The following is a 22,774-nucleotide window of genomic DNA, read 5'->3' on the forward strand; positions in this document are numbered from 1 at the left end:
TAAGTATGCAAACACCCCAACCTCCTCATCGCCGGTGCTCGGCTCTCCTGACCGATCTCTATCAGCTCACCATGGCTTACAGCTATTGGAAGGCGGGGGTGCAGTCGAAAGAGGCGGTCTTCCATCTCTTCTTCCGCACGCATCCTTTCAAAAGTGGTTTCAGCATCGCCTGCGGCCTCGGCGATGCGATCGAATATCTGCGTACCCTGGCCTTCCGCGACGAGGAACTCGCCTATCTCGGGACGCTGACCGGCGACGACGGAAAGCCGTTGTTCGAGCCGGCTTTTCTCGAATATCTGCGCACGATGGAATGGTGCTGCGATGTGGATGGCATCCCGGAAGGCACCGTAGTCTTTTCGCACGAGCCGTTGTTGCGCATCCGCGGACCGTTGCTGCAGTGCCAGATCGTCGAGACGGCGCTGCTCAATCTCCTGAACTTCCAAACGCTCATCGCGACGAAAGCGGCGCGGGTCTGTCTTGCGGCTCAAGATGATCCGGTATTGGAATTTGGCCTGCGCCGGGCCCAGGGCGTGGATGGCGCGCTCGCTGCCAGTCGGGCAGCTTACATCGGTGGTTGCGCGGCGACCTCGAATGTCGAGGCCGGCTACCTGTTTGGCATCCCGGTTCGCGGGACTCATGCCCACAGCTGGGTGATGTCGTTCGACACGGAGGAAGAAGCATTCCGCGCTTACGCGGAAGCGATGCCGAACAACACCATCTTCCTCGTGGATACCTACGACACGCTGACCGGCGTGCAGCGGGCTATCGAGACAGGACGCTGGCTGCGTGAACGCGGGCATGAACTCGGTGGCGTGCGTCTGGATTCGGGGGACCTGGCCTGGCTCAGCATCGAAACGCGGCGGATGCTCGATGAAGCCGGCTTTCCCAAGGCGCAGATTGTCGCCAGCAACGACCTCGACGAGCAGACGATATCGAGTCTCAAGCAACAGGGCGCGCGGATCAGCATCTGGGGCGTCGGCACGCGCCTGGTCACCGCCTACGATCAACCCGCGCTCGGCGGCGTTTACAAGCTCTCGGCGGTGCGGGAAAACGGCGGCCCGTGGCGTCATAAGATCAAGCTCTCGGAACAAACGGCGAAGATATCGACGCCGGGCCTGCAGCAGGTGCGCCGCTTTCGCGCGAATGGCTTCTTTCTTGGGGACATGATTTACGATCTCGACGCGCCCGCGGAAACGAGCCGGGTGATCGTGGATCGCGTGGACCTGACCCGACGCAAACAGATCCCCGAGAATGCCACGGCGGAGGATCTGCTCGTGCCGATCTTCCGGCGTGGACGATCGGTTTATGAGATGCCCCCGATTACGGCGATCCGCGACCGGGCGCAGGCCCAACTCGCCGGCTTCCATGAAGGTCACAAGCGATTCCTGAATCCACACGAGTATCCGGTGGGTCTCTCGCCTGCGCTGCACGATCTGCGTACCCGACTGATTCTGGCCGCCCGTGAAGGGCGCGAGACGGGCCCGCGAGGGGAGACGCTGTGAAATTACTGCATGTCGCCGCCGCGACGCTGAACCAGACGCCGCTCGACTGGGAAGGGAACAAGCGGAACATCCTCGCGGCCATCGCCGAGGCGCGGGTGAGGGGAGTCAGCGTCCTCTGCCTGCCGGAACTGTGTATCACCGGCTATGGATGTGAGGACGCTTTTCACTCGGCGGCGACCCACGCCACGGCCTGGGAGGTCTTGCAAGAGATCCTCCCTGCTACGCGGGGAATGATTGTCTCGCTGGGGTTGCCGATCTTTCATCGCAATGCGCTTTTCAATACGGCCGGTCTGGTGGTTGACGGACGCATCGTTGGTTTTGTCGGCAAACAGTTTCTTGCCGGAGACGGGATTCACTACGAGCCGCGATGGTTCAAGCCGTGGCCGTCGGGATTGCAGAGCACGATCGAGCGCAATGGACGCAGTTGTCCAATCGGCGATCTGTGTTTCGACTGTGGTGATATCCGAATTGGCTTCGAGATCTGCGAAGATGCCTGGGTCGCCGCTCGGCCGGGGGCGAATCTCGCCCGCCAGAGCGTGGACCTGCTCCTGAATCCCAGTGCCAGCCATTTTGCGTTTGGCAAAATCGAGGTGCGCCGCCGTTTTGTCGCGGAGGGATCGCGCGCCTTTGGGCTGACTTATGTTTACGCGAACATGGTTGGCAACGAGTCGGGACGGGCGATCTTCGATGGCGGCGCACTGATCGCCACCGGTGGGCGGCTCGTGGCTGAAGGGAATCGGTTTTCGTTCGCCGATTGTGAGGTGACTTCCGCCGTGGTGGACCTGGAGCGGACGCGCATGGGGCAGGCACGCACCGGAAGTTTTCAGCCGGACCTTCAGAGCTCGGAGAGCGGCTGTGTGCGCTGCGATTTCGATTTTCCCGTGCCGGCCATTGCGGATAACGGCGCCTCACGAGCGGCGTGGGAGGAGAGCCCTCAGATCAAGGAAGAAGAATTCACTCGGGCGATCGTGCTCGGGCTCTTCGACTATTTGCGCAAAAGCCGCTCGCACGGATTCGTCGTCTCTTTGAGCGGCGGAGCGGATTCGGCAGCGGTTACGATCCTGGCAGCGTTGACGGCCAGACTCGGCCTCGTGTCCTTGGGGCGCGAGGGCTTTTTGGCCAAGCTTGGCTACCGGCACGATCTGAGTGAATTACCCGAAGCGAAACTGGTCGGCGCATTGGTGACGACGGTATACCAAGGCACGGCCAATAGCTCGGAGACGACACGCCACGCGGCGCGGGTGGTCGCCGAAGCCGTCGGAGTGACTCATTGCGAATGGGAGGTCGACGGCCTCGTTGCCGAATATACCCGCCTTGTTTCGACCGCGATCGGCCGGTCGCTGACCTGGTCGACGGATGATATTCCCCTGCAGAATATCCAGGCCCGTGTCCGTGCGCCCGGCGCATGGATGCTGGCCAATCTCCGGAATGCGCTGCTATTGGCGACCAGCAACCGTTCCGAGGCGGCCGTCGGCTACGCCACCATGGATGGGGACACCTGTGGCGGCTTGAGCCCGATCGCGGGAATCGACAAAGCGTTCCTGCGCCAATGGCTGGCCTGGATGGAACAGCATGGCCCGGCGGAAACTGGCGCGATTCCCGAGTTGCACGTCATCAATGCGCAGGCGCCGACGGCCGAATTGCGGCCGCAGGAATATCACCAGACGGACGAAGAGGACTTGATGCCTTACCCGATCCTCGACGCGATCGAGCGGGCGGCGATTCGCGACAAGCAGAAGCCGATGGACGTCTATCTGCTCATGCGAAATCGATTTCCCGCTTATCCAGCCGGGCAAATGGCCGTATGGGTGGAGCGTTTCTTCACGCTTTGGAGTCGCAACCAATGGAAGCGTGAGCGTTATGCGCCCTCCTTCCACGTCGACGACGAGAACCTCGATCCGAAGACGTGGTGCCGCTTCCCGATCCTGTCGGGTGGCTTTGTCCGGGAATTGGCGGAACTGCGGGCGTACGTTCAGGGCGAGAGTTTCCGGTAGGGCGTTACGGGTTTTCCGGGCGTGGTTTTCATTCGAAAAAGACGCGCCATAAAGTTTCTCATTGACTTAGTGTCCATACAACACGAATACTTCGTGTAAGAAAAACATGAACTGTCTCGTCCTCGTTGATATCCAAAATGACTTTGTGCCCGGTGGGGCGCTAGCGGTGCCGCAGGGCGACCGGATCGTGCCCATCGTGAACCGCCTCCTGCCGTCCTTCGACCTGGTGGTCGCCACCCAGGATTGGCACCCGATCACCCACGGTAGCTTCGCGGTCAATCATTCGGGACATCAACCGGGCGACCGAATTGATCTCCATGGCCTGCCCCAGATCCTTTGGCCGACCCATTGCGTGCAGGGAACCCCCGGAGCCGAGTTCGTCCCTGGACTGGATCCGGAACGCTGCAACCAGATTTTTGTCAAAGGCATGGATCCCACGGTCGATAGCTATAGCGGCTTCTACGACAACGGCCGTCGGCAAGCCACCGGCTTGGGCGACTATCTGCAGGGCAAAGGGGTGACCGATGTGTATGTGGCCGGCCTGGCCACCGACTACTGCGTAAAATTCACCGTGCTCGATGCGCTGCAACTCGGTTTCAACACCTACCTCATCGAAGACGCCTGCCGCGGCGTGAATCTCCAAGCAGGCGACGTGACGCACGCCGTCCAGGACATGCGGGCTGCCGGAGCGCAGGTCATCACCAGCGAGGAAACCCTTAAACACTTGGGAGCCGCCCACTGATTTATCCATCCAACACCCAACCCATTGTGAACATGAACACGGTTATTTCAGTACAAGATCGTATCCACGGAGCGCTTTGGGGCGCTCTGGTGGGAGATGCGTTGGGCGTTCCGGTCGAGTTTCAAAGCCGCCAGGCGTTGCGGGAAAATCCTGTGACGGCGATGAGAGGCTTTGGAACACATGGCCAGCCGTCTGGCACCTGGTCGGATGACTCGTCGCTTTTGCTCTGCACGGTGGACAGTTTCACGACCTGTGGAAAATTGAATGTCCACGATCTCGCCAGTCGATTTGTCCGTTGGGGCGTAGATGGGTACTGCACGCCTCATGGCGGGATTTTCGACGTCGGGATCGCCACTTCAGAAGCGCTTTCAAATCTCCAAAACGGAGTGCCGCCAGAGGAAGCGGGTCGCGCCGATGAATACAGCAACGGCAATGGTTCGCTCATGCGGATCCTCCCGGTGGCCCTGTGGTTTCTTGGCGCGACGCCGGAGGAACTGATGGTTTCCGCTCAACGCGCTTCCACGCTCACTCACCGGCACCCGCGTTCGCAGATGGCGTGTGCGTTGTATTGTTTGTTGGTCCGCGCTTTGGTTCAGAGAGTGCCACCGGACAAGGCGTGGTCTCAAGCCGTAGATGCTTTTGCCGCTTACTACGAGCGTCCGCCCTATATCGCGGAGCGATTGCATTTTCGCCTGATTGAATCGGGCAATCTGGCAAATCAGACGGAGCGGGATATCGATTCCACCGGGTATGTGATGCATACGCTGGCCGCGGCCGTGTGGTGTCTACTGACTTCCCGTTCTTTTGAAGAGACCGTCCTCAAGGCGGTGAACCTGGGAGGCGACACCGACACGACTGGTTGTGTGGCCGGCGGACTCGCCGGTGCATGTTATGGAATGGCAAGCATTCCGCCCGATTGGAAGAGCGTTTTGGCTCGTCACGACGATGTCCAATCGATGTTGGCGAGATTTCTCGATCGGTTGCCGGCGCCGAGCGCCATTTCGCAATGAAAACGACGACCCTATTCCGACGGAAATGAATCGGCACCTCGTCGGCCTGATCGAAGTCATCGCCGAATACCAAACTGAATCCAGCATCATCCATTAATTCCCAATCATCCCATGCCTCATACTTACGAATATCCGCGCGCTGCGCTCACGGTGGACTGTGTTGTCTTCGGTTTCGACGAAGCGGAGTTGAAGGTGCTGCTCATTCGCCGTGGCCTGGCGCCGTTCAAGGGGAAATGGGCCTTGCCGGGCGGGTTCGTTCGCCTGGAAGAAACGGTCGATGAAGCGGCCCGCCGGGAACTCTCGGAGGAGACCGGCTTGAAAGACGTCTTTCTCGAGCAACTCTACACTTTCGGCGCGATCGATCGCGATCCGCGTGAGCGGGTGGTGAGCGTGGCCTATTATGCTCTCGTCAAACTTGCGGAACATCCGGCGACCGGCGCGAGCGACGCCAGCGATGCCCAGTGGTTCACCGTGGCGGAATTGCCCGCGCTCGCTTTCGATCACGCGGATATTTTGCGCACGGCCCTGGAACGCCTGCGCGGCAAGGTCCGTTACGAACCCATCGGCTTCGAGTTGTTGCCGCAGAAGTTCACCCTCTCCGAGTTGCAGCACCTCTACGAGGCCGTACTCCAGGCGAATTTGGACAAGCGCAACTTCCGCAAAAAGATCCTCAGCATGGGCTTGCTCCTTCCGCTCAAGGAGCAGGCCCGCACCGGGGCACATCGACCGGCCCAGCTTTTCCGGTTTGATGCGAAGAAATACTCCGCGCTGAAAAAGCGGGGCTTCAATTTTGAGTTATGAACGCAGTCATCGAGGAACCGGTTGCGACTTTGACCCAGCTATCCCAACGCAGGCGCGATGCACTCGCTGGAACGCTGATCGGCACGGCGGTGGGGGATGCCTTGGGGTTGCCTATGGAGGGACTTAGTGCGCGACGGCAGCAAAAGTTGTTTCCGCGACCGCTGAGGCACCGCTTTCTTGGCCGATACGGGATGGTGAGCGACGATACCGAACACGCCTTCATGGTGGGCCAGGCACTACTGGAGTCGTCTGATGATATCCTGGTCTTTCAGCGCGGTCTTGCGCGGCGTTTACGGTGGTGGCTAATCGCGCTGCCGGCGGGCGTCGGTTACGCTACTTTGCGAGCCATCCTCAAGCTCTGGTTGGGCCTTTCACCCGCTCGCAGCGGGGTGGTGTCTGCGGGAAATGGCCCTGCGATGCGTAGCGCGTTGCTCGGCGTGTATTACGCAAGTGATCCTGTGCGCCGGCACCAGTTTGTGCGAGCCAGCGCAGAGATTACGCATCGCGACGTCCGTGCGGAAGTGGCCGCGTTGGCGGTGGCGGAAGTCGGCGCATGGATGGCAAAGCGAGCGGAAGATCTCGATGCATTGTGGAAATCACTTGCTGAGCTATCGACGGTGACAATCTGGACCGACATGGTTGCTACGTTGCGCGGTGCAATGACGAATCAAATGAGCGTGGCGGAATTTGCCCGGCGAGTGGGGGCGAAGGACGGAGTTTCCGGCTACGCGTTGCAGAGTGTGCCGGTGGCCATTTATTCGGCCTTGTCGCATCGCAATGATTTTGCAAAGGCGATGGAAGAAGCCATCGCCTGCGGCGGCGATACAGACACCGTTGGAGCCATCACGGGTGCATTGGTGGGAGCACGTGTTGGCCCAACCGGCATTCCGCATACCTGGCGCCAGGGGATCGCCGAATACCCGTGTTCTCCCGCGATGCTCGGTCGGGTCGCCGAAAAGCTGGCCCAGCATGCCGAAGGAGAATCGGCGTCCGGCTCCCTCCGTTACCTTTGGCCGATAAGCCTTCTGCGAAACCTGGTCTTCCTGTTCGTGGTTCTCGCGCACGCGTTGCGGCGTTCGTTGCCCCCTTACTGATTTTTGGAATTATGAATGAAAAAGAAAGAACCCGGACGAGTAAATTTCTGAGCCTCGTCCTGCGGCACGAGCCCGAGAAGGTTGGCCTGGAGTTGGATTCGGCCGGTTGGGTAGAAGTGGAAATGTTGCTGGCGGCTTGCCGTCAACATGGCGTGGCGATCGAACGTGCCGAACTGGAAGAGATCGTCGTCACGAATGAAAAGAAGCGCTTCGCGTTCAGTGACGATGGCCGGCGGATTCGCGCCAACCAAGGGCATTCCATCGAGGTGTCACTCGGTTATACACCGCAGGTGCCGCCGGCGCGGCTGTTCCATGGGACGGCCACGCGCTTCCTCGATTCGATCCGGAGTGATGGTCTGAAAAAGATGGAGCGTCATCATGTTCATCTCAGCGCCGATGAGGAGACCGCTCACAAAGTCGGGCAGCGGCATGGCAAACCTTTGATTCTGCTCATCAAGGCGGATGCGATGCATGCCGCGAATCACTCCTTCTTCCTTTCGGAGAATGGCGTGTGGCTGACTGATGCCGTGCCGGTGGCATTCATCGAATTCCCGGAAGACAAAACCCTACGGAACTAAAATGAAACGTTCAACGAGAGCAGAGATGGCGGTGGAGACCGTCGCGATCTGCGAAGAAGGTCGGTACGTGACGGCGGCAGGTGTCACCGTCGATATCGAGACCGCGGTTCGGGAGGCAGTTGCGGAAACCCGGCTTTGTGTTCCGGGTGCGCTCCACCGTCCTGCGCCGAAAAGTTCCCCGTTGGCGACGCAGTTTGCCGTGACCGGTGAGACGACGATTGCGGCCATGCGAAGACTTTCCGCAAGTGGACAAGGGGCACTGGCCTGCCTGAATTTCGCTTCGGCGAAAAATCCGGGTGGAGGCTTCCTCCGCGGTTCCGAGGCGCAAGAAGAATCATTGGCCCGCTCCTCTGCTCTGTATCGGTGCCTGCTGGCGGCACCGGAATATTACGAGCGCAATCGCGCCGCCAACACCGCGCTCTATCTCGACCTGGCAATCTGGTCGCCAGAGGTGCCGTTTTTCCGGGATGACGAGGGTGCTCTGCTGGAGAAACCCTACCTGGCATCTGTCATCACCGCGCCCGCGCCGAATGCGGGAGCCGTCGCCGTGAATGAGCCGACGCGATCGAGCGAAGTGGAACCTACGCTGCGCCGTCGTACGGCTTTCGTATTAAACATTGCCGCAGCGATGGAGATACAGCGCCTGGTTCTGGGTGCGTGGGGCTGCGGGGTGTTTCGTAATGACCCGCAATTGGTCGCGCTCATTTTCCGCGAATTGTTAGGCGAAGGTGGCGAGTTTGGCGGCGTATTCGAGGAGGTCGTCTTCGCAATCTATGATCGGTCGGCGGACCAGGGTGTCCTTCGGGCCTTTGAAAAGGAGTTTCCGTGAACTTGCCCGACAATCACACCGAGCGGTTGGAACGTGCACGGTTGTCTCTGGAGGGACTGGCGATTGGTGACGCCTTCGGTGAAATGCTCGCCTATCAAGGTGCTTCGGCGCGGGAGCGGGTTGAGCGCGGACTGATGGCTGGGCCGTGGTTTTACACGGACGACACCGCGATGGCGCTGGGAGTTTTCGAAGTGCTGCGGTTGCGGGGGAGTATTGATCCCAACGAACTGGCGCTCCAATTTGCCGAGCGGTTTCGGCGGGAGCCGGAACGCGGCTACGGTACGATGGCGCGGGTCATTTTGCGCAGGATTCTGGCTGGGGAGAGTTGGCAGCGTGCGGCGGGTTCGGCATTCGGCGGCACGGGGTCCATGGGAAATGGAGCCGCCATGCGAGTGGCGCCGTTGGGAGCGTATTTCGCGGAAGATCTCGACACGTGTTTGCGGGCGGAGGCGGTGCTCTCGGCCGGAGTGACGCATGCGCATCGCGAAGGGATATCGGGAGCGATCGCCATCGCCACGGCCGCGGCCATGGCCTGGCGGTTGCGAGGTATGCCGAAAGCGCAGGCGGCGATCGAATTGTTGCAGACGGTCTATGATCGCACACCGGATGGCGAGACGCGCATCGGCATTGCTCGCGCGCAGAAGCTGCCTTTCTTCACCGCACCAGCAATTGCTGCCCGGGTGCTCGGGAATGGCAGTGCGGTGACAGCACCCGATACCGTTCCCTTTGTCCTGTGGTCGGCAGCGAAACACCTCGATGATTATCGCGAGGCGCTGATCGATACCGTCATAGCCGACGGCGATTGCGATACGAACTGTGCGATGGTCGGCGGAATCGTGGCGCTCTATGCGGGACGCGAATCGATTCCGGAAGACTGGCAGGCGGCGCGTGAGCGTTTCGATTGGGAGGAAAAGCCATGAGCATCTGTCCTCGCACTGGCCGTCACATTCACGTCTCGAGGATTCCCACACGCGTTTCTTTTCAACCTCAACCCCAAACTCATATCTCTATGTTCGGTATTCGTTTCATCAAGACACCACCCACGACTTATCTGCTGCAATTTCGCAATGGGCGCATCGTGCGCGAAGGCACGGGATTGTCGTTCTTTTACTATGCGCCCACGGCTTCCCTGGTGGCGATTCCGGTGGGGAGCAGCGATGAGCCATTCATCTTCGAAGAAACGACAGCGGATCATCAGACGATCACGCTGCAAGGGCAGGTGACCTATCGTGTGGCCGAGCCGCGGAAGTTGGCGGGGCTGATGAATTTCACCCTGGCGCCAAATGGACGTTATCTCTCGGAAGATCCCGAGAAGTTGCCGCAGCGGGTCATCAACCTCGTGCATGTGCTGGCCCGCGGGGAGTTGGAGAAGCTGCCGTTGCGCGACGCCATGCGGTCGGCGGAGATGATCGTGGGCAATGTGCGCAAGGCGCTGGAGACTTCCCCGGAGATCAGCGCGCTCGGGATTCAGGTCATTGGCCTCTCGATCCTGGCCATCAAGCCGACGCCGGATACGGCGCGGGCCTTGGAAGCGGAGACGCGCGAGCAACTCCTGCTGAAGGCGGATGAGGCGATTTACCTGCGTCGCAATGCTGCCGTGGAGCAGGAACGGGCGATCAAGGAAAACGAACTCAACACCGAGATCGCGGTGGAGAATAAGAAGCGCCAGATCCGGGAGACCCAGATGGATGCGGAACGCGCGGTGCAGGAGAAGAAGCACCTGCTGGAGGATGAAGCGTTGGAGGCGGGCATTACGCTGGAGGAAAAGCGCAAGGGGTTGGTCACGCTCTCGGCAGAGAATGCCAGGACGGAAGCCGACGCGCGGGCCTATGGAATGTCGGCGACCATGCAGGCGCTGGGTTCGGCGGATCCGCGGATTCTGCAGGCGCTGGCGAACAATGGCATGAAGCCCGAGCAACTCATCGCCGTGGCCTTCCAGGAAATTGCCGGCAGGGCGGATAAAATCGGTCAGCTCAATATCTCGCCGGATCTCCTGCGCGAGTTGTTGCGGACCGAGAATGGACATGCCGCATGAACCGGCTCACGGAAAACAAGATCGTGCTGGTCGTGCGGGCGACGCGACTGGCCGACTTGAAGGCACGCTTCGCGACGAAGCAACAGGCGCGTTTCTATGTCCGCCGATTGGGTGCCGATTTCTCCGACTACGAACGCGAGGACGGAACCTATCAGGAAGCGATTCGGGAAACGCAGCGCATTCTTTCCGAACTCGGCCGGGTGTACACCGTCCAGCGCGCCATGTTGCCGAACTTTGTTTTCGGCCCGAAAGATGTCGTTGTGGCTTTGGGACAGGACGGGCTGGTGGCGAACATCCTGAAATATCTCGATGGCCAGCCGCTCATCGGCGTGAATCCAGATCCGCGACGTTACGATGGGCAACTCCTGCCGTTTCGCGTTCGTGATTTGCCGCGGTTGCTCCCCGAGGTCTTTGCCCGCCGGCGCGCGCTCCGTCAGGTAAGCATGGCCGTGGCGAAATTGAATACCGGTCTCGCGCTGCATGCGGTGAATGACTTGTTCATCGGCCCGCGCAGCCATGGCTCCGCGCGTTATACGATGCACATCGGGAAAAAGAAGGAAGCGCACTCCAGCAGCGGTGTCGTTGTGTCGACCGGGCTCGGTTCCACGGGATGGTTGAAGAGCCTCATCGCCGGCGCCACGGGCGTCGCCGATCTCGTGAAAGAGGAATTTGGCCGTCCGATAGCGGGTCGGGGATCCGCGATCGATCCCACTTTTCCGTGCGACGCCCGTCACCTCTTCTTCACGGTGCGCGAGCCTTTCCCCACGCAGTCGACTGGTGCGACGCTCCTTTTCGGTCGCCTGACTGCGGAGCAACCACTGGTGATCGAAAGCCAGATGAGCGAAAACGGCGTGATCTTCAGCGACGGCATCGAGGCCGATTTTCTCGATTTCAATTCCGGCACCCGCGCCACGATCACGCTGGCGGAGAAGCGCGGTTGCCTTGTCGAGTGAGAGTTACGAGTCCGTATTCAGCGAACGATCGAGTGCATAGGCCGCGCTGATGAGACCGAGATGAGTGAAGGCTTGAGGGAAGTTACCCAGTTGTTCGCCCGTCATTCCGGTTTCTTCACCGAAAAGGCCGAGGTGATTGCCGTAGCCGAGCATCTTCTCGAAGACATACCGGGCCTGCTGCGGATCGCCGCCGCGGGCAAGACACTCCACATACCAGAAGGTGCACATATTGAAGGTGCCCTCGCGCGATGCTTCGGCAAAGGCCGTGCCGTCCCCGCGGTCGTAGCGATGGACGAGCGAATCGTCGACGAGCCGCTCGCGGATTAATTTCAACGTTGATAGCCACTGCGGATCGGTTGGACCGATGAATTTGATCAACGGCATGAGCAGGGTGGAGGCGTCGACCGTGGTCGAGCCCGCGCGCTGCACGAAGGCCTGCAGATCCTTGTTCCAAAACGCCGTATGGACCTCTTTGAAGATGTGATCCCGCACCTCGATCCATTTCGCCAGGGGAGCTGGGAAGGAGCGGTGGCGCGCCATGCGAATGCCGCGGTCCAGTGCCACCCAGCACATGAAACGGGAGTACAGAAATTTCTGCGCTCCTTCACGTGTTTCCCAGATGCCTTCGTCCGGCTCCTGCCAATGGTCGCAGACCCAATCGAGCAACGGGCACAAGCTGCGCCAGAGCGCGTGGCTGATCGGCTCACCCCATTTATCGTAGAGATAAATCGAGTCCATGAGCTCGCCGAGGATGTCGAGTTGGAGCTGATCGTAAGCACCATTGCCGATGCGCACCGGGCGTGCGCCGCCATAGCCCGAGAAATGGTCGAGTGTCTGCTCCGTGAGATCGTGCCGGCCATCGATACCGTACATGATTTGCAGCGACGCTCCCTCGGTGACTTCATGGCAGCGTTGCTCGACCCAGCGATTGAAAGCACCTGCTTCCTCGGTGTAGCCGAGTCGCATGAGGGCATAGATGGTGAACGCCGCGTCGCGAATCCAGGTGTAGCGATAGTCCCAATTGCGGCTGCCACCGGGAACCTCCGGCAGGCCGAAAGTCGGCGCGGCCACGAGCGAGCCGTGGGGCTGGGAGACGAGGAGCTTCAAGGTCAACGCCGAGCGCATGACGATTTCCTGCCAGCGCCCCTTGTATTTGCAGTGGCCAATCCAGCGGCGCCAGTAGTTCAGCGTTTGCTTGAAGCTTTCCGAAACGAAATCGTGAGCATTGCACCCCTGACACTGCGCGCCGTCCTCCAGGACGAAGGAGGCGTTTTCATTCACGTGCAAATGAAACTCCGCGATGGCGTCGCCGTTCTCCACTCTCAAGGGGACCGAGGAATGCAGGCGCAGCACTGTGTGATCCGGGCCTTCCGAGGTGAAAATCACATCGTTGCCCTGCCGTTCGCAGCGGTGCTTCGAGCGCGCGTAGTTAAATCGCGGCGCGCACTCCATACGGAAGTTGATGTCGCCACGCACGCTCTTCACCCGGCGCACGAGATTGTGCGCATTCGTCGCTTCCTCCACGGGCATGAAATCGGAGATCTCCGCGACGCCTTCCGAGGAGAGAATCCGTGTCAGCAGCACATTCGAGTTCGGCAGATAGAGTTGCCGATGCTTGGAACCATTGAGTTCCGGAGAGATGCGAAAGTGCCCCCCGCGTTCCTGGTCGAGCAGCGCGGCAAAGACGCTCGGTGAGTCAAAGCGCGGAAAGCAAAAGAAATCGACCGTACCATCGAGCGCCACCAGCGCGATGGTATGTAAATCCCCCACGATGCCATGGTTCTCGATCGGTTCGGGTTTGGCCACGGGAACGGTTGTTCATACGACGAATCGCATCCCATTGGCCATCCGGCGGCATCTCTTTGCGGGAGAAGCGCCCACGGAGTTGGTCGTGATGTTACGCGACCTGTCGCTGCGTCGGCTGCGCGTATTTCGCCAGCACCAAGCGGAGGTGGTCTAGCAATTCCGCCGGTCGGAAAGGTTTCCCCAGAATGGCGTCAAAGAGCCAGGTCCGCACCACCGCGCCCGTGAATCCGGTGATGAGCACGATCGGTGTTTTCGGCGCGACGCGGCGAATCTCCGCAGCCACCTCTTCGCCGTTCATTTCAGGCATCGAACGATCGAGGGTAACCAAATCCCACTGCCCCTGTTGAAAAGTCTGCCAACCTTCACGTCCGGATTGGGCAGTGTGCACCTCGTAACCCGCGTGCTCGAGGATGCGTTTCAGTGTGAACAAGATCGTCGGCTCGTCATCCACGACCAGTACTTTGAGACGTCCGCCATGTTCGGAATTCGTATTCATCAAGATCTGATTCGCAGCACAGCGCGCACCGGAGCTTCTCTTTATCCGTTTCTGGAAAGCATACTTTACGTGACGGCGCGTAACGCGATCTCTGAACCAGTGTGGCGAGGAAATTTTTAGTAATTCGTTTGATGTATGACGGGGTTCGCGCCCATTGGTTTTCACGAATGAGAATTCGTTTTCAGTTGAGAAGGTTTGGTCGCCGTTCTTCCGACTGAATTTCCTACGACGATTGTTTCAATAATCGAATGGCGTTGTAGGTAGTGTTGAGTATGAGTTCCTCCCCGGATTGCGGAAGACGTTGTGGCGCATGGTGTCTTGCGCTTTTCGTGAGTGTGGTGGGTTTGACCGCGCAGGCGGCGAGCCCGCGGTTCATGCCGTTTCTCGCGCGCGATGCGGTGGTCCGCGAATCCGCGGATAAAACCGCGATCCTCGAGGCGGGCCGCCCGGTCGCGATTATCGTGGGCAAGGATACGCCGGGCCCGCGGCAGGGAATTGAAAATGGGCAGATCCGCAAGGCCGCGGAAGTGCTCGCCGATTATCTCCACAAGATATCCGGCGTGGACGCAACGGTTGTGGAATCTGCCCAAAAAGCTCCGGCGGGCGCGCATCGTATCTGGGTCGGCGCGGAAGCCGATCCGCTGGAGGCATTTCCCGAACTGCGACGCGCGGATGTGCAGGGCTTTGTGATCACGACGAAACCGGCCGACGGTCAGGCCGAATTGCATCTCGTCGGCGCGTCCGGCGTGGGCACGCAAAACGCCGTGTGGTTTTTCCTCATGAACTATGCGGACGTTCGCAATGTGCTGCCCGGCACGATCGGCGAGATCGTTCCGCATGCCGATCACCTGGATATCCCGCGCGATCTGTATTTGCTCAATCCCGCGCCGGATTACCTCCTGCGCACCTGGAGCGGCAATGCCGGCTTCAACACTGCAATGTGGCTGGCGGATACGCGCGACTCCGAGCGTCTGCAGTATCATCACAACTGTTACCAGATCTTCCCGCCCGGCGAGTTAGGCGCGACCCACCCGGAGTATTTCCCGGTGAAGGCGGGCAAACCTTACGTGCCGCCGAAGGACCAGACCGAAGGCTGGCAGCCGACGTTCTCCAATCCCGCCTCCGCGCAACGCGCTATCGATTATGCCGGCGAGCTTTTTGCGAAACAGCCGAACCTCAAGTCGATGTCGCTTACGGTGAACGATGGCCTCGGTTATTCCGAAACGGACATGAAGCTCGGCAAGCTCCTGCCCGACGGCAACATCAGCATCGCCGATCCCTACGGGCGGTATGTGAATGCTGTGGCTGAAGGCATCGAGAAGCGCTGGCCGGGTAAATACGTCGCCTTTCTGCCGTACAATCTTACCAAGTGGGCGCCGTCGTTTTCGCTGGCGGACAATGTGATCGTCTTTCTTTTCAAGGAACCGAACAAGGCCTACGAGGAATGGCAGGGTAAGACGAAACACGTGGGGCTGTATCTGTGGCTCTACGGAATGGGTTACGTCATTCCGAACCATTGGCCGCATGCCATGCAGGATGCGCTCCGTTGGACGCGCGAGCACGGTGGCGTGGCCTTCAAGGGCGAGGCCTATGCAGCGTGGATGAACGACGGGCCGAAGATGTGGGTGCTGAACAATCTTCTCTGGAATACCGATCTCGATGTGGATGCGCTGCTCCGCGACTATTACGAGCACGCTTACGGCCGCGAGGCCGCGCCGGCGGTGGCGCGTTACTTTGCGCAGGCGGAGAAAATCTACGAGCGCCATCACACGCCGGAGGAGTATCACTTCACGGCGCTACGTCCCGGCGAAGAGCAATTCTCCGATGTGACGGCCGAGGATTTCCAGGCGATGCGCGCCGCTCTCGACGACGCCAAGCGGGTGGTCGTCGGCGATGGCAACCGCCAGCGCCTGGATTTGCTCGAGAGCACTTTCCATTGGGCCGAACTCTACTGGCAACAGTACGCCGTGATGCAAGCCATGCTCCAGGCCCAGGTGCACAGCGACGCCGAGGCGACGAAGTTGCTCGACTCCTTTGCCGAGTTCCAGCGCCTCGGCGATCAAGCGGCTGAGCACTTCGAAAAGCAGATCAAGCCCCACGCTGAATTGTGCGTCTATGCGCCGGCGCCCGATCGGATCGATTTCCGCGCGGATGCGCAGTTCAAATGGGCTCAACTCGATGCGGCCCGCGACGCTGCCTGCGCCGCCATCTCCAAACATCTCGTTGAGGATAACCACCTGTCACCCCAGGACGCCGCGGCCTGGTGGGATCGTCTCGGCCACGAGCGTGCCGAAGTGCGGCCCTACGCGCAGACCCAGCGCCTCGCCTTGCTGCATCCAGGCGCCGCGCTCAAGAATTTGCTCACCAATGGCTCTTTCGAGGAGCCGCCCGCCACGGTGGCCGATGGCAAACCGCAGGTCGCCCGCGATTGGCCGATCTATCAAAGCCGCATGGTGAACGCGACCGTAACGCTGGATCACCATATTCACCACGGCGGCAATGCGAGCCTCACCGCGCACGGCCTCACCGACGCTTCCGGCACCCATCGTTTTATAACCGCGCAAAATCACGCGCGCTATCGCCTTACTTTTTGGTATCGCACCTCGCCGGAGACACAGCAGATCCAGTCCGTCGTTTTCCTCAACAAGCCCGTCACCACGCACTACCCGCCGGTCGATGAATGGACGCGCGTCCAGCAGGACTTCATTCTCGACAAGCCCGGCGGCGACACCACGACCTTCGCGCTCAATCTTACCCTGCGTCATGGCGGCTCGGAAAAGAGCCAGGCGTGGTTTGATGACGTGAAGCTCGAGCTCCTCGCACCGGAAGGCGCGGAGTAACTCGATGTCGGGGGGAGATTACCCGCGAAGTGATTCCGTCTGTGCGCGTAGTCTCTCGGTTTAATGGAAATATAACTCGGCGAACCGAGTCTGTTGTATCGCTGCTTTGGTTCGCTACAAAGCCATCGCGATGTAGCGAAAAAACTGGTCCGAGAAAGCTCCGGATTCTCACAAAGATTCGTCGCAGGAGCTGGTTTCCTGGCTAACGTTCGCGCCCGTCTAAATACGGACATCGCTGCGATTTCCTCTGGGGGCTTTGACGCTCCGCGGGTGGAGCCTGGCATCCATGCGCCGTTTTTTTCCGACTCATCGACCCCTCCATGCCCTCTGATTTTCCCGCCGCACGCGTTTCACATCGTCCCTTTTCCAAAAAGAATCTTCGGCGTTCATCCGCTGAACATGTGCTGACTCCCTGGTTGGTGCGTCGTCTGTCGTCCTGGTTGATCTTATCCACCGTCCTCACGGTCGGTGTCGCGCAGATCGCTCAAGCAGCGACCCGCACTTTCGACGGTGGCACGACTGGAACGGGCAACGCGCTCGATACCGCGACGAACTGGGTTGGCGATACGCTGCCGGGCTCCGCCGACGAGGCGCTCCTCGACAACAGCGTCATTACCCTGCCGAGTACGTTTTCGGTGGGGGCAAACCTCACCTTTGGCGATTTGATTTGGAATGCCAATAGCACCGCTTCCATTGCCGCCAGCGGGTCGTCAAATCGCGTCATCACCCTGAGCGAGGGCGGTGGCGGTACGGCCGCGGTGGCAGCTGGGGGAGCGGCCACCGACGTACTGGTGATGGGGAGTTCCGCGACAAGCAACACGCTGACCATCGGTGGGGGCAGTGGTACTGGTCAACTTTCCATCTCGATCACCAAGGCGGGTAACATCGATGTGGTGAGCGCGGGAGCAACATTGACCCTCACCGCCGCCGTCTCCGGAGCGGTGGGATTGACCAAGACCGGCTTGGGCACGCTTGTGCTTGCGGGCGTCAACACCTTCGGCGGCACGGCGAACAATTTTACGATCAGCACGGGCACCGTGCAGATGTCTGGCGCCGGCACGCTGGGGTCGCAATTCACCGACCTGGTGGTCAATGCCAACCTCGATCTCAACGGCACGACCCAGAATGTCGATGCCCTTTCCGGCAACAGCGCCGGCAGCATTTACAACAACGCCAACGGCACGGCTGCCACGCTCACCATCGGCAACGACAACGGCGGAGGCACTTTCAGCGGCGTCATTTCCGATAATACCAACAGCGGCACCGGTACGCTGGCGCTCACGAAGATCGGAACGGCAACGGAGACGATCAATTCCACGCAGACCTATTCCGGCGCGACGACGATCAATGTCGGCTACATCGGCAATATCAGCGGCGCGGGGAGCCTTTCGCTGTCGAACAACACGGGGCGGTTGCTCAATTCGGATGTGACGGTCAATGGCGCGACCTTTGCGGTGACGAGCAACGCGGCGGGCACGATCACCCGCGCGAAGAGTCTCACGCTGAACGACGCGACCTTCAACATTACCGGTAACAGCGCTGGCAACGCGGTCGAGTCGGTTACGAATGCGCTCACTCTGGGTGGTGGACGCTCCACCGTGACCCTGGCGCCCAATTCCGCACGCAATGTGCAATTCACCGCCGCCAGTCTGGCGCGCAGCCCGGGGGCGACAATCCTCGTCCGTGGAACGAGTTTCGGCGTGAACTCCATCGCCAGCACGACGATCAACGCGGGGAATATCACTTTCACCACAGCGCCGACGCTGAGCGGCAGCGGGTCTGTCGGCACGCCGACGGTCGGAATCATCCCCTGGGCTTACGGCGATAACAGCAACAGCGGCACCGGCACGGATTTCCTCACTTACGACAGCACGAATGGCCTGCGACGCCTGACCAGCAGCGAATACGTCACGACCTTTGCCAATGGCAACAGCTCGCTGGTGAATGCGAAGATCACCAACGTCATTGGCGCGATCAATGGCGCAACGTCACTAAACTCCCTCACGCTTGGCACGCTCGGCCGCATCAATGGTACCGGCACGCTCAGTATCAGCAGCGGCGGCATTCTCGCCCTGGATAACGTCAGCATCGGTACGATCGAGGCGGGGACCGTGGATTTCGGCACGGCCGACGGCATTCTTTTGCCAATCGCGGGCAAGACGCTCAGCATTGGCAGCGCTATCACTGGCAGTGGCGGCCTCACCGCGGGTGGTGCGGGCACCGCGGTGCTCACCGGCGTGAATAGCTACAGCGGTGGCACGAACCTTTCCGGTGGGGTCCTCAATATCAATGGCGACGCAGCGCTCGGCGCGGTCCCCGGTGCTCCGGCGACGAATCTCACCTTTAGCGGCGGCACTCTCCAGGCCAGCGCGGTCAGCGTGGCGCTCAGCAGTAATCGTAACGTCGCCACCACCGTGGCCAATGTGAATGCGGGCTTCGACACCAATGGCAACAGCATGTCCGTGGCCGGCAGTATTAATGGCATCGGCGGCATCAATAAGCTCGGAAATGGCGTTCTCACCCTCCAGCGGGACGAATGGCTATACCGGCCAGACTTTCGCCCACGCGCGGAACGTTGAATGTTACCGGTTCGCTCACCAGCACGAGCAGCCTCGTTCTCGTCGGCGGCGGTGTCACGCTCGACTTCTCGGGCGCGAATGCACCGGCGACGAATATCGTCAACAGTGCCGCCAGCCTGGCTCTCAACATCGGCGCCACCAGTCAAGCCGGCGTCAATACCCTCACCATTCAGGGCAAGGACAACGCGGGCAGCGCGCAGACTTTCAGCAGCACGACTTTCGCGAACTTCGCCTCGCACATCAATCTCACCCCGGGCGCGGGCACGGGGACCCTGACGGTCAATCTCGGTCCCATCCTGCGCGCCACTCCCACGACGAATGCGACGACCGCGTCCAACCCCGTGGGCGCCACGCTGGACATCACCATCCCCACTGGCGTGACGGTTACGGGTAGCGCTAGCACGACGAATAACATGATCGTGGGCGTGACCGTAAATGGAAATACTTGGGCGACCGTTTCCAGCGGTAAGATTGTGGGTTACACAGCCTACAGCTCCAGCTTCAGCACGTCGGGCGCCAACCTGGATGTCACGACCAGTGGCACTCTTACCGCCGATGCGGGTACGCTGCGCTTCAATACGGCGGCAGCGAACACGGTGACGCTGGGCGGCACGAATGGAGTGCGCGATCTCGGTGGTGGTGGCGTGCTCGTTACCAGCGCAGTCGGGACGAATCTCTCGACCATCACCGGAGGCGTCCTGCAGGGACTTGGCCGCCGCGACATCATCTTCATCCAAAACAACACCGCCGGGGATCTGGAGGTCGATTCCGTCATCACCGACAATGGCGGCCTTGGCAACGAAGGTATCACCAAGAGCGGCGCCGGGCGTCTCATCCTCACGGCGAGCAATTCGAACAATGGCCCGACGGTGATCAACGAAGGCACTATCGTGGTGACGGGTAACTATGTCCCTTCGGTGAGCCTGACGGGAAGCATGGCTAGTGGCAGCAACCAGATTACCGGTATTGCCGACACCTCCGCTCTCTTCATCGGAGAGAAGGTCACCTCCAGCGTGACGAACAGTTCGACCGTGATACGACCTGGGGTGGTGACCGCGATTGATTCGGTTAACGGAACCGTGACCTTGTCGAGCAACGGCACTGGCGCTCTGGCCGGTGGCACCTTCTCCTTTTCGGGTGGGAGTGGCCTGGGCGCGGCCACCAGCGGAAACACCGTTTCCGTGGCCCAAGGCGCGACCTTGCAAATCGGTAATGGGACCGCGAACGGAAACTTGTTCCTCAACCAAGTCATCAGCAGCAGCGGCTCGGTGATCTTCGATCGCTCGGATGCCTTCTCCTACGGCAATGTCATCTCCGGCACCGGTTCGGTGACCCAGGAAGGCAGCGGCCCGCTGACTTTGACCGCCACCAATACTTACACCGGTGCAACTGTCGTCGGGCCGAACAGCACCTTGATCGCGGGCAGCACCGGCGCGTTCGGTGCCAATTCAGCGGCGAACGTGGCTGCCACCGGCACCCTGGAGTTCAACGGCAAGAGCATGACGCTCGGCTCCCTGACCGGCGGCGGCAACATCGAGAACGATAACGCTACCACGGCGATCACCCTCACCATCGGGAGCGACAATATCTCGACCAATTTCAGTGGCGCCTTGAACGATGGTGCGGGCAGCAGTGCGATGGCGGTGACGAAGATCGGCACCGGCACGCAGACGCTCTCCGGCACAAATACCTTTACCGGGAACTTTTTGGTCAATGGCGGGACGGCGAATATCTCCGGTGCTCTGGCCGCGCCGCTCTTTGCCGGTGGCGGGGCGAGCGTCACAGGTATCGTGAACATTCTGCCGGGCGCATCGATCAATGCGAACGTGACCAGCTTGCTTCCCAGCATCGGCGTCGCCACGGGCACATCGAGCACGGGCGCCATCTACCAATCTGGCGGCGATGTCACTTTCAATGCCGAATTCATTCTCGCGAGTAATACGAACGCCTACGGCTTCTACGATATGAGTGGCGGCACGCTCAGCGCTCCCTCGAACTCGACTGTCGGTCCTAATGAACGCTTTCGCTTGGGTGGCGCCTCAAACAATTCGTTCGCGGTATTCTACCAGTCCGGCGGCACCATTACCCTGCCGACCACCGGTTCGGCGAATTTCGAGGTGGGTGGAAATGCCGGTGGCCCTGTAACCGGCGCGGTGGGCGTGGGTTATTTCACCGGCGGCTCACTGGTCACTGGTCTGGCGAATCACATCGGCGTCGACGGCAGCACGGGGGCGATTCGCGGTGAAGAAACCATCGCCGGCACGGCGCAGGTCACGGTCAATGGCGTGGCGACTCTCGGCCAGACGGCGGGCGACGTCGGCATCCTGAACCTCATCGGCGGCACCTATAGCGTAAAGCAGATTGTCAAGGGGACGAACGGCACCGGTTGGGTAAACTTCAATGGCGGCACTTTGAAGGCGGCCAGTGGGGCGAACAGCGGCTCCTTCTTCAATGGACTCAGCAGCGTCAACGTCTTCTCCGGCGGCGGCACGATCGATACCAACGGACAGGCCATCACGATCGGGCAGCCGTTGCTCGCTCCCAATGGAAGTGGCGTGACGACGATCCCGGTCAGCTATGGCGGTGTTGGCTACATCGGTGCGCCATATATCTCGATCACCGGTGGCGGTGGCACGGGCGCGACGGCGGTGGCGAACATGGTCGATGATGGCTCCGGTAATGGCACCTTCAAGATCGCCAGCATCACCATTACCAATCCCGGCGTCGGTTACACTGGTGCTCCGACGGTGGCGGTGAATGGCGGCGGCGGCAGCGGCGCGATTCTCGGCACGCCGGTCACCACGGTCAATACCTCCGGTGGCATCACCAAGCAGGGTGCCGGCACGCTCACTTTGAACGGCAACAATACTTATACGGGGATAACTCAGGTGACGCAGGGGACACTGCTCGTCACGGGTTCGCTCACCGGCAGTGTGGACGCGAAGAACGGCACCGCCATCGGCGGCACTGGAACGATCTTCGGAGCGACGATCGAAAGCGGCGCCACCCTGCTGGGCGGCAATGGAACTACCGCGACGGGCACGCTCACCTCTTCCAGCGATGTCTCGCTGGCCAGTAATTCGATCATCCAACTCACGCTCGGAGGTTCCGGCGCGCATTCCTCCCTGGCCCGCACCGGCGGTAACTGGGTCTTCGACAGCAACCAGGAATTCAGCTTCACCCTCGCAGGCGCCAACACCGGGACTTACGATAACATCATCACCGGGCTGACTGGCACCGAAGCCGGTCTGAGTAACATCGCCAACTGGACCATTGTGACGCCCGGTGTGGTGGGCACCTTCAGCCTGGACGCCTCGGACAATGTCGATCTCACGATCAGCGCGATTCCCGAGCCGAGCGCCTTCGTCAGCCTCCTCGCGAGCTTTGGTACACTGGCCGGCATGCAACGCCTGCGCCGCCGCCGGTCGTAATCGGGCTCACATGGATTGGAGAAATAATGGAAGCGGCATCCTGCCGCTTTTTGGACGATCAACGGCAGGAAGCCGCTGCCACAC

General features: G+C 60.5%; 16 protein-coding genes. 14 read left to right on the plus strand and 2 right to left on the minus strand.

Features of this window, described 5'->3' with window-relative positions; all coding sequences use genetic code 11:
- Window positions 1-5: 5 nt before the first annotated feature.
- The 11 genes from CFE428DRAFT_RS09475 (at window position 6) to CFE428DRAFT_RS09525 (ending at window position 11,538) form a co-directional block, all read left to right on the plus strand.
- On the plus strand, window positions 6-1,502 hold the full coding sequence (locus CFE428DRAFT_RS09475) for a nicotinate phosphoribosyltransferase (protein WP_006979298.1): 1,497 nt from the start codon (window positions 6-8) through the stop codon (window positions 1,500-1,502).
- The gene (gene nadE, locus CFE428DRAFT_RS09480; protein WP_006979299.1) at window positions 1,499-3,496 is read left to right on the plus strand and encodes an NAD(+) synthase; all 1,998 of its coding nucleotides are present in this window, start codon (window positions 1,499-1,501) and stop codon (window positions 3,494-3,496) included. Before CFE428DRAFT_RS09475 ends, nadE begins: the two co-directional genes overlap by 4 nt.
- A gap of 106 nt (window positions 3,497-3,602) precedes the next feature.
- Window positions 3,603-4,238, plus strand: coding sequence for a bifunctional nicotinamidase/pyrazinamidase (gene pncA, locus CFE428DRAFT_RS09485; RefSeq protein WP_006979300.1), 636 nt, complete (start codon window positions 3,603-3,605; stop codon window positions 4,236-4,238).
- Window positions 4,239-4,270: 32 nt separating this feature from the next.
- Window positions 4,271-5,248 carry an ADP-ribosylglycohydrolase family protein gene (locus CFE428DRAFT_RS09490; protein WP_006979301.1) on the plus strand — a complete coding sequence of 326 codons (978 nt, stop codon included), beginning with the start codon at window positions 4,271-4,273 and terminating at the stop codon, window positions 5,246-5,248.
- A 111-nt stretch (window positions 5,249-5,359) separates the two neighbouring features.
- Window positions 5,360-6,049 carry an NUDIX hydrolase gene (locus CFE428DRAFT_RS09495; protein WP_006979302.1) on the plus strand — a complete coding sequence of 230 codons (690 nt, stop codon included), beginning with the start codon at window positions 5,360-5,362 and terminating at the stop codon, window positions 6,047-6,049.
- Window positions 6,046-7,143: an ADP-ribosylglycohydrolase family protein gene (locus CFE428DRAFT_RS09500; RefSeq protein WP_006979303.1), complete on the plus strand. Its 1,098-nt coding sequence runs from the start codon at window positions 6,046-6,048 to the stop codon at window positions 7,141-7,143. Before CFE428DRAFT_RS09495 ends, CFE428DRAFT_RS09500 begins: the two co-directional genes overlap by 4 nt.
- An 11-nt stretch (window positions 7,144-7,154) precedes the next feature.
- On the plus strand, window positions 7,155-7,721 hold the full coding sequence (locus tag CFE428DRAFT_RS09505; protein WP_006979304.1) for an RNA 2'-phosphotransferase: 567 nt from the start codon (window positions 7,155-7,157) through the stop codon (window positions 7,719-7,721).
- A 1-nt stretch (window position 7,722) separates the two neighbouring features.
- Window positions 7,723-8,550 (plus strand): TIGR02452 family protein, encoded by an 828-nt coding sequence (locus CFE428DRAFT_RS09510; protein ID WP_049975598.1) that lies wholly within the window; start codon window positions 7,723-7,725, stop codon window positions 8,548-8,550.
- On the plus strand, window positions 8,547-9,470 hold the full coding sequence (locus CFE428DRAFT_RS09515; RefSeq protein ID WP_006979306.1) for an ADP-ribosylglycohydrolase family protein: 924 nt from the start codon (window positions 8,547-8,549) through the stop codon (window positions 9,468-9,470). Before CFE428DRAFT_RS09510 ends, CFE428DRAFT_RS09515 begins: the two co-directional genes overlap by 4 nt.
- An 89-nt stretch (window positions 9,471-9,559) precedes the next feature.
- Window positions 9,560-10,585 carry an SPFH domain-containing protein gene (locus CFE428DRAFT_RS09520; protein ID WP_006979307.1) on the plus strand — a complete coding sequence of 342 codons (1,026 nt, stop codon included), beginning with the start codon at window positions 9,560-9,562 and terminating at the stop codon, window positions 10,583-10,585.
- A complete protein-coding gene (locus CFE428DRAFT_RS09525; RefSeq protein WP_006979308.1) occupies window positions 10,582-11,538 on the plus strand; it encodes a diacylglycerol kinase catalytic domain-containing protein in 957 nt (318 codons plus the stop codon). Before CFE428DRAFT_RS09520 ends, CFE428DRAFT_RS09525 begins: the two co-directional genes overlap by 4 nt.
- A gap of 3 nt (window positions 11,539-11,541) precedes the next feature.
- Here CFE428DRAFT_RS09525 and CFE428DRAFT_RS09530 read toward each other — a convergent pair whose 3' ends face one another.
- A complete protein-coding gene (locus CFE428DRAFT_RS09530; protein WP_006979309.1) occupies window positions 11,542-13,344 on the minus strand; it encodes a glycoside hydrolase family 15 protein in 1,803 nt (600 codons plus the stop codon).
- A 91-nt stretch (window positions 13,345-13,435) separates the two neighbouring features.
- Window positions 13,436-13,840 (minus strand): response regulator, encoded by a 405-nt coding sequence (locus tag CFE428DRAFT_RS09535; RefSeq protein ID WP_006979310.1) that lies wholly within the window; start codon window positions 13,838-13,840, stop codon window positions 13,436-13,438.
- A gap of 374 nt (window positions 13,841-14,214) precedes the next feature.
- On the opposite strand from CFE428DRAFT_RS09535, the gene CFE428DRAFT_RS09540 reads away from it, so the two are divergent.
- The 3 genes from CFE428DRAFT_RS09540 to CFE428DRAFT_RS09550 all read left to right on the plus strand — a co-directional run bounded on the left by CFE428DRAFT_RS09540 (window position 14,215) and on the right by CFE428DRAFT_RS09550 (window position 22,690).
- A complete protein-coding gene (locus CFE428DRAFT_RS09540; RefSeq protein WP_162145254.1) occupies window positions 14,215-16,680 on the plus strand; it encodes a DUF4838 domain-containing protein in 2,466 nt (821 codons plus the stop codon).
- Between the two features lie 401 nt (window positions 16,681-17,081).
- Complete coding sequence (locus tag CFE428DRAFT_RS09545; RefSeq protein WP_042724684.1) at window positions 17,082-19,259, plus strand: beta strand repeat-containing protein; 2,178 nt, start codon at window positions 17,082-17,084, stop codon at window positions 19,257-19,259.
- Window positions 19,217-22,690 carry a beta strand repeat-containing protein gene (locus CFE428DRAFT_RS09550; protein WP_006979313.1) on the plus strand — a complete coding sequence of 1,158 codons (3,474 nt, stop codon included), beginning with the start codon at window positions 19,217-19,219 and terminating at the stop codon, window positions 22,688-22,690. Before CFE428DRAFT_RS09545 ends, CFE428DRAFT_RS09550 begins: the two co-directional genes overlap by 43 nt.
- The last annotated feature ends 84 nt before the right edge of the window (window positions 22,691-22,774 follow it).

The sequence above is a fragment of the Chthoniobacter flavus Ellin428 genome, from assembly GCF_000173075.1.
Lineage (GTDB): Bacteria > Verrucomicrobiota > Verrucomicrobiia > Chthoniobacterales > Chthoniobacteraceae > Chthoniobacter > Chthoniobacter flavus.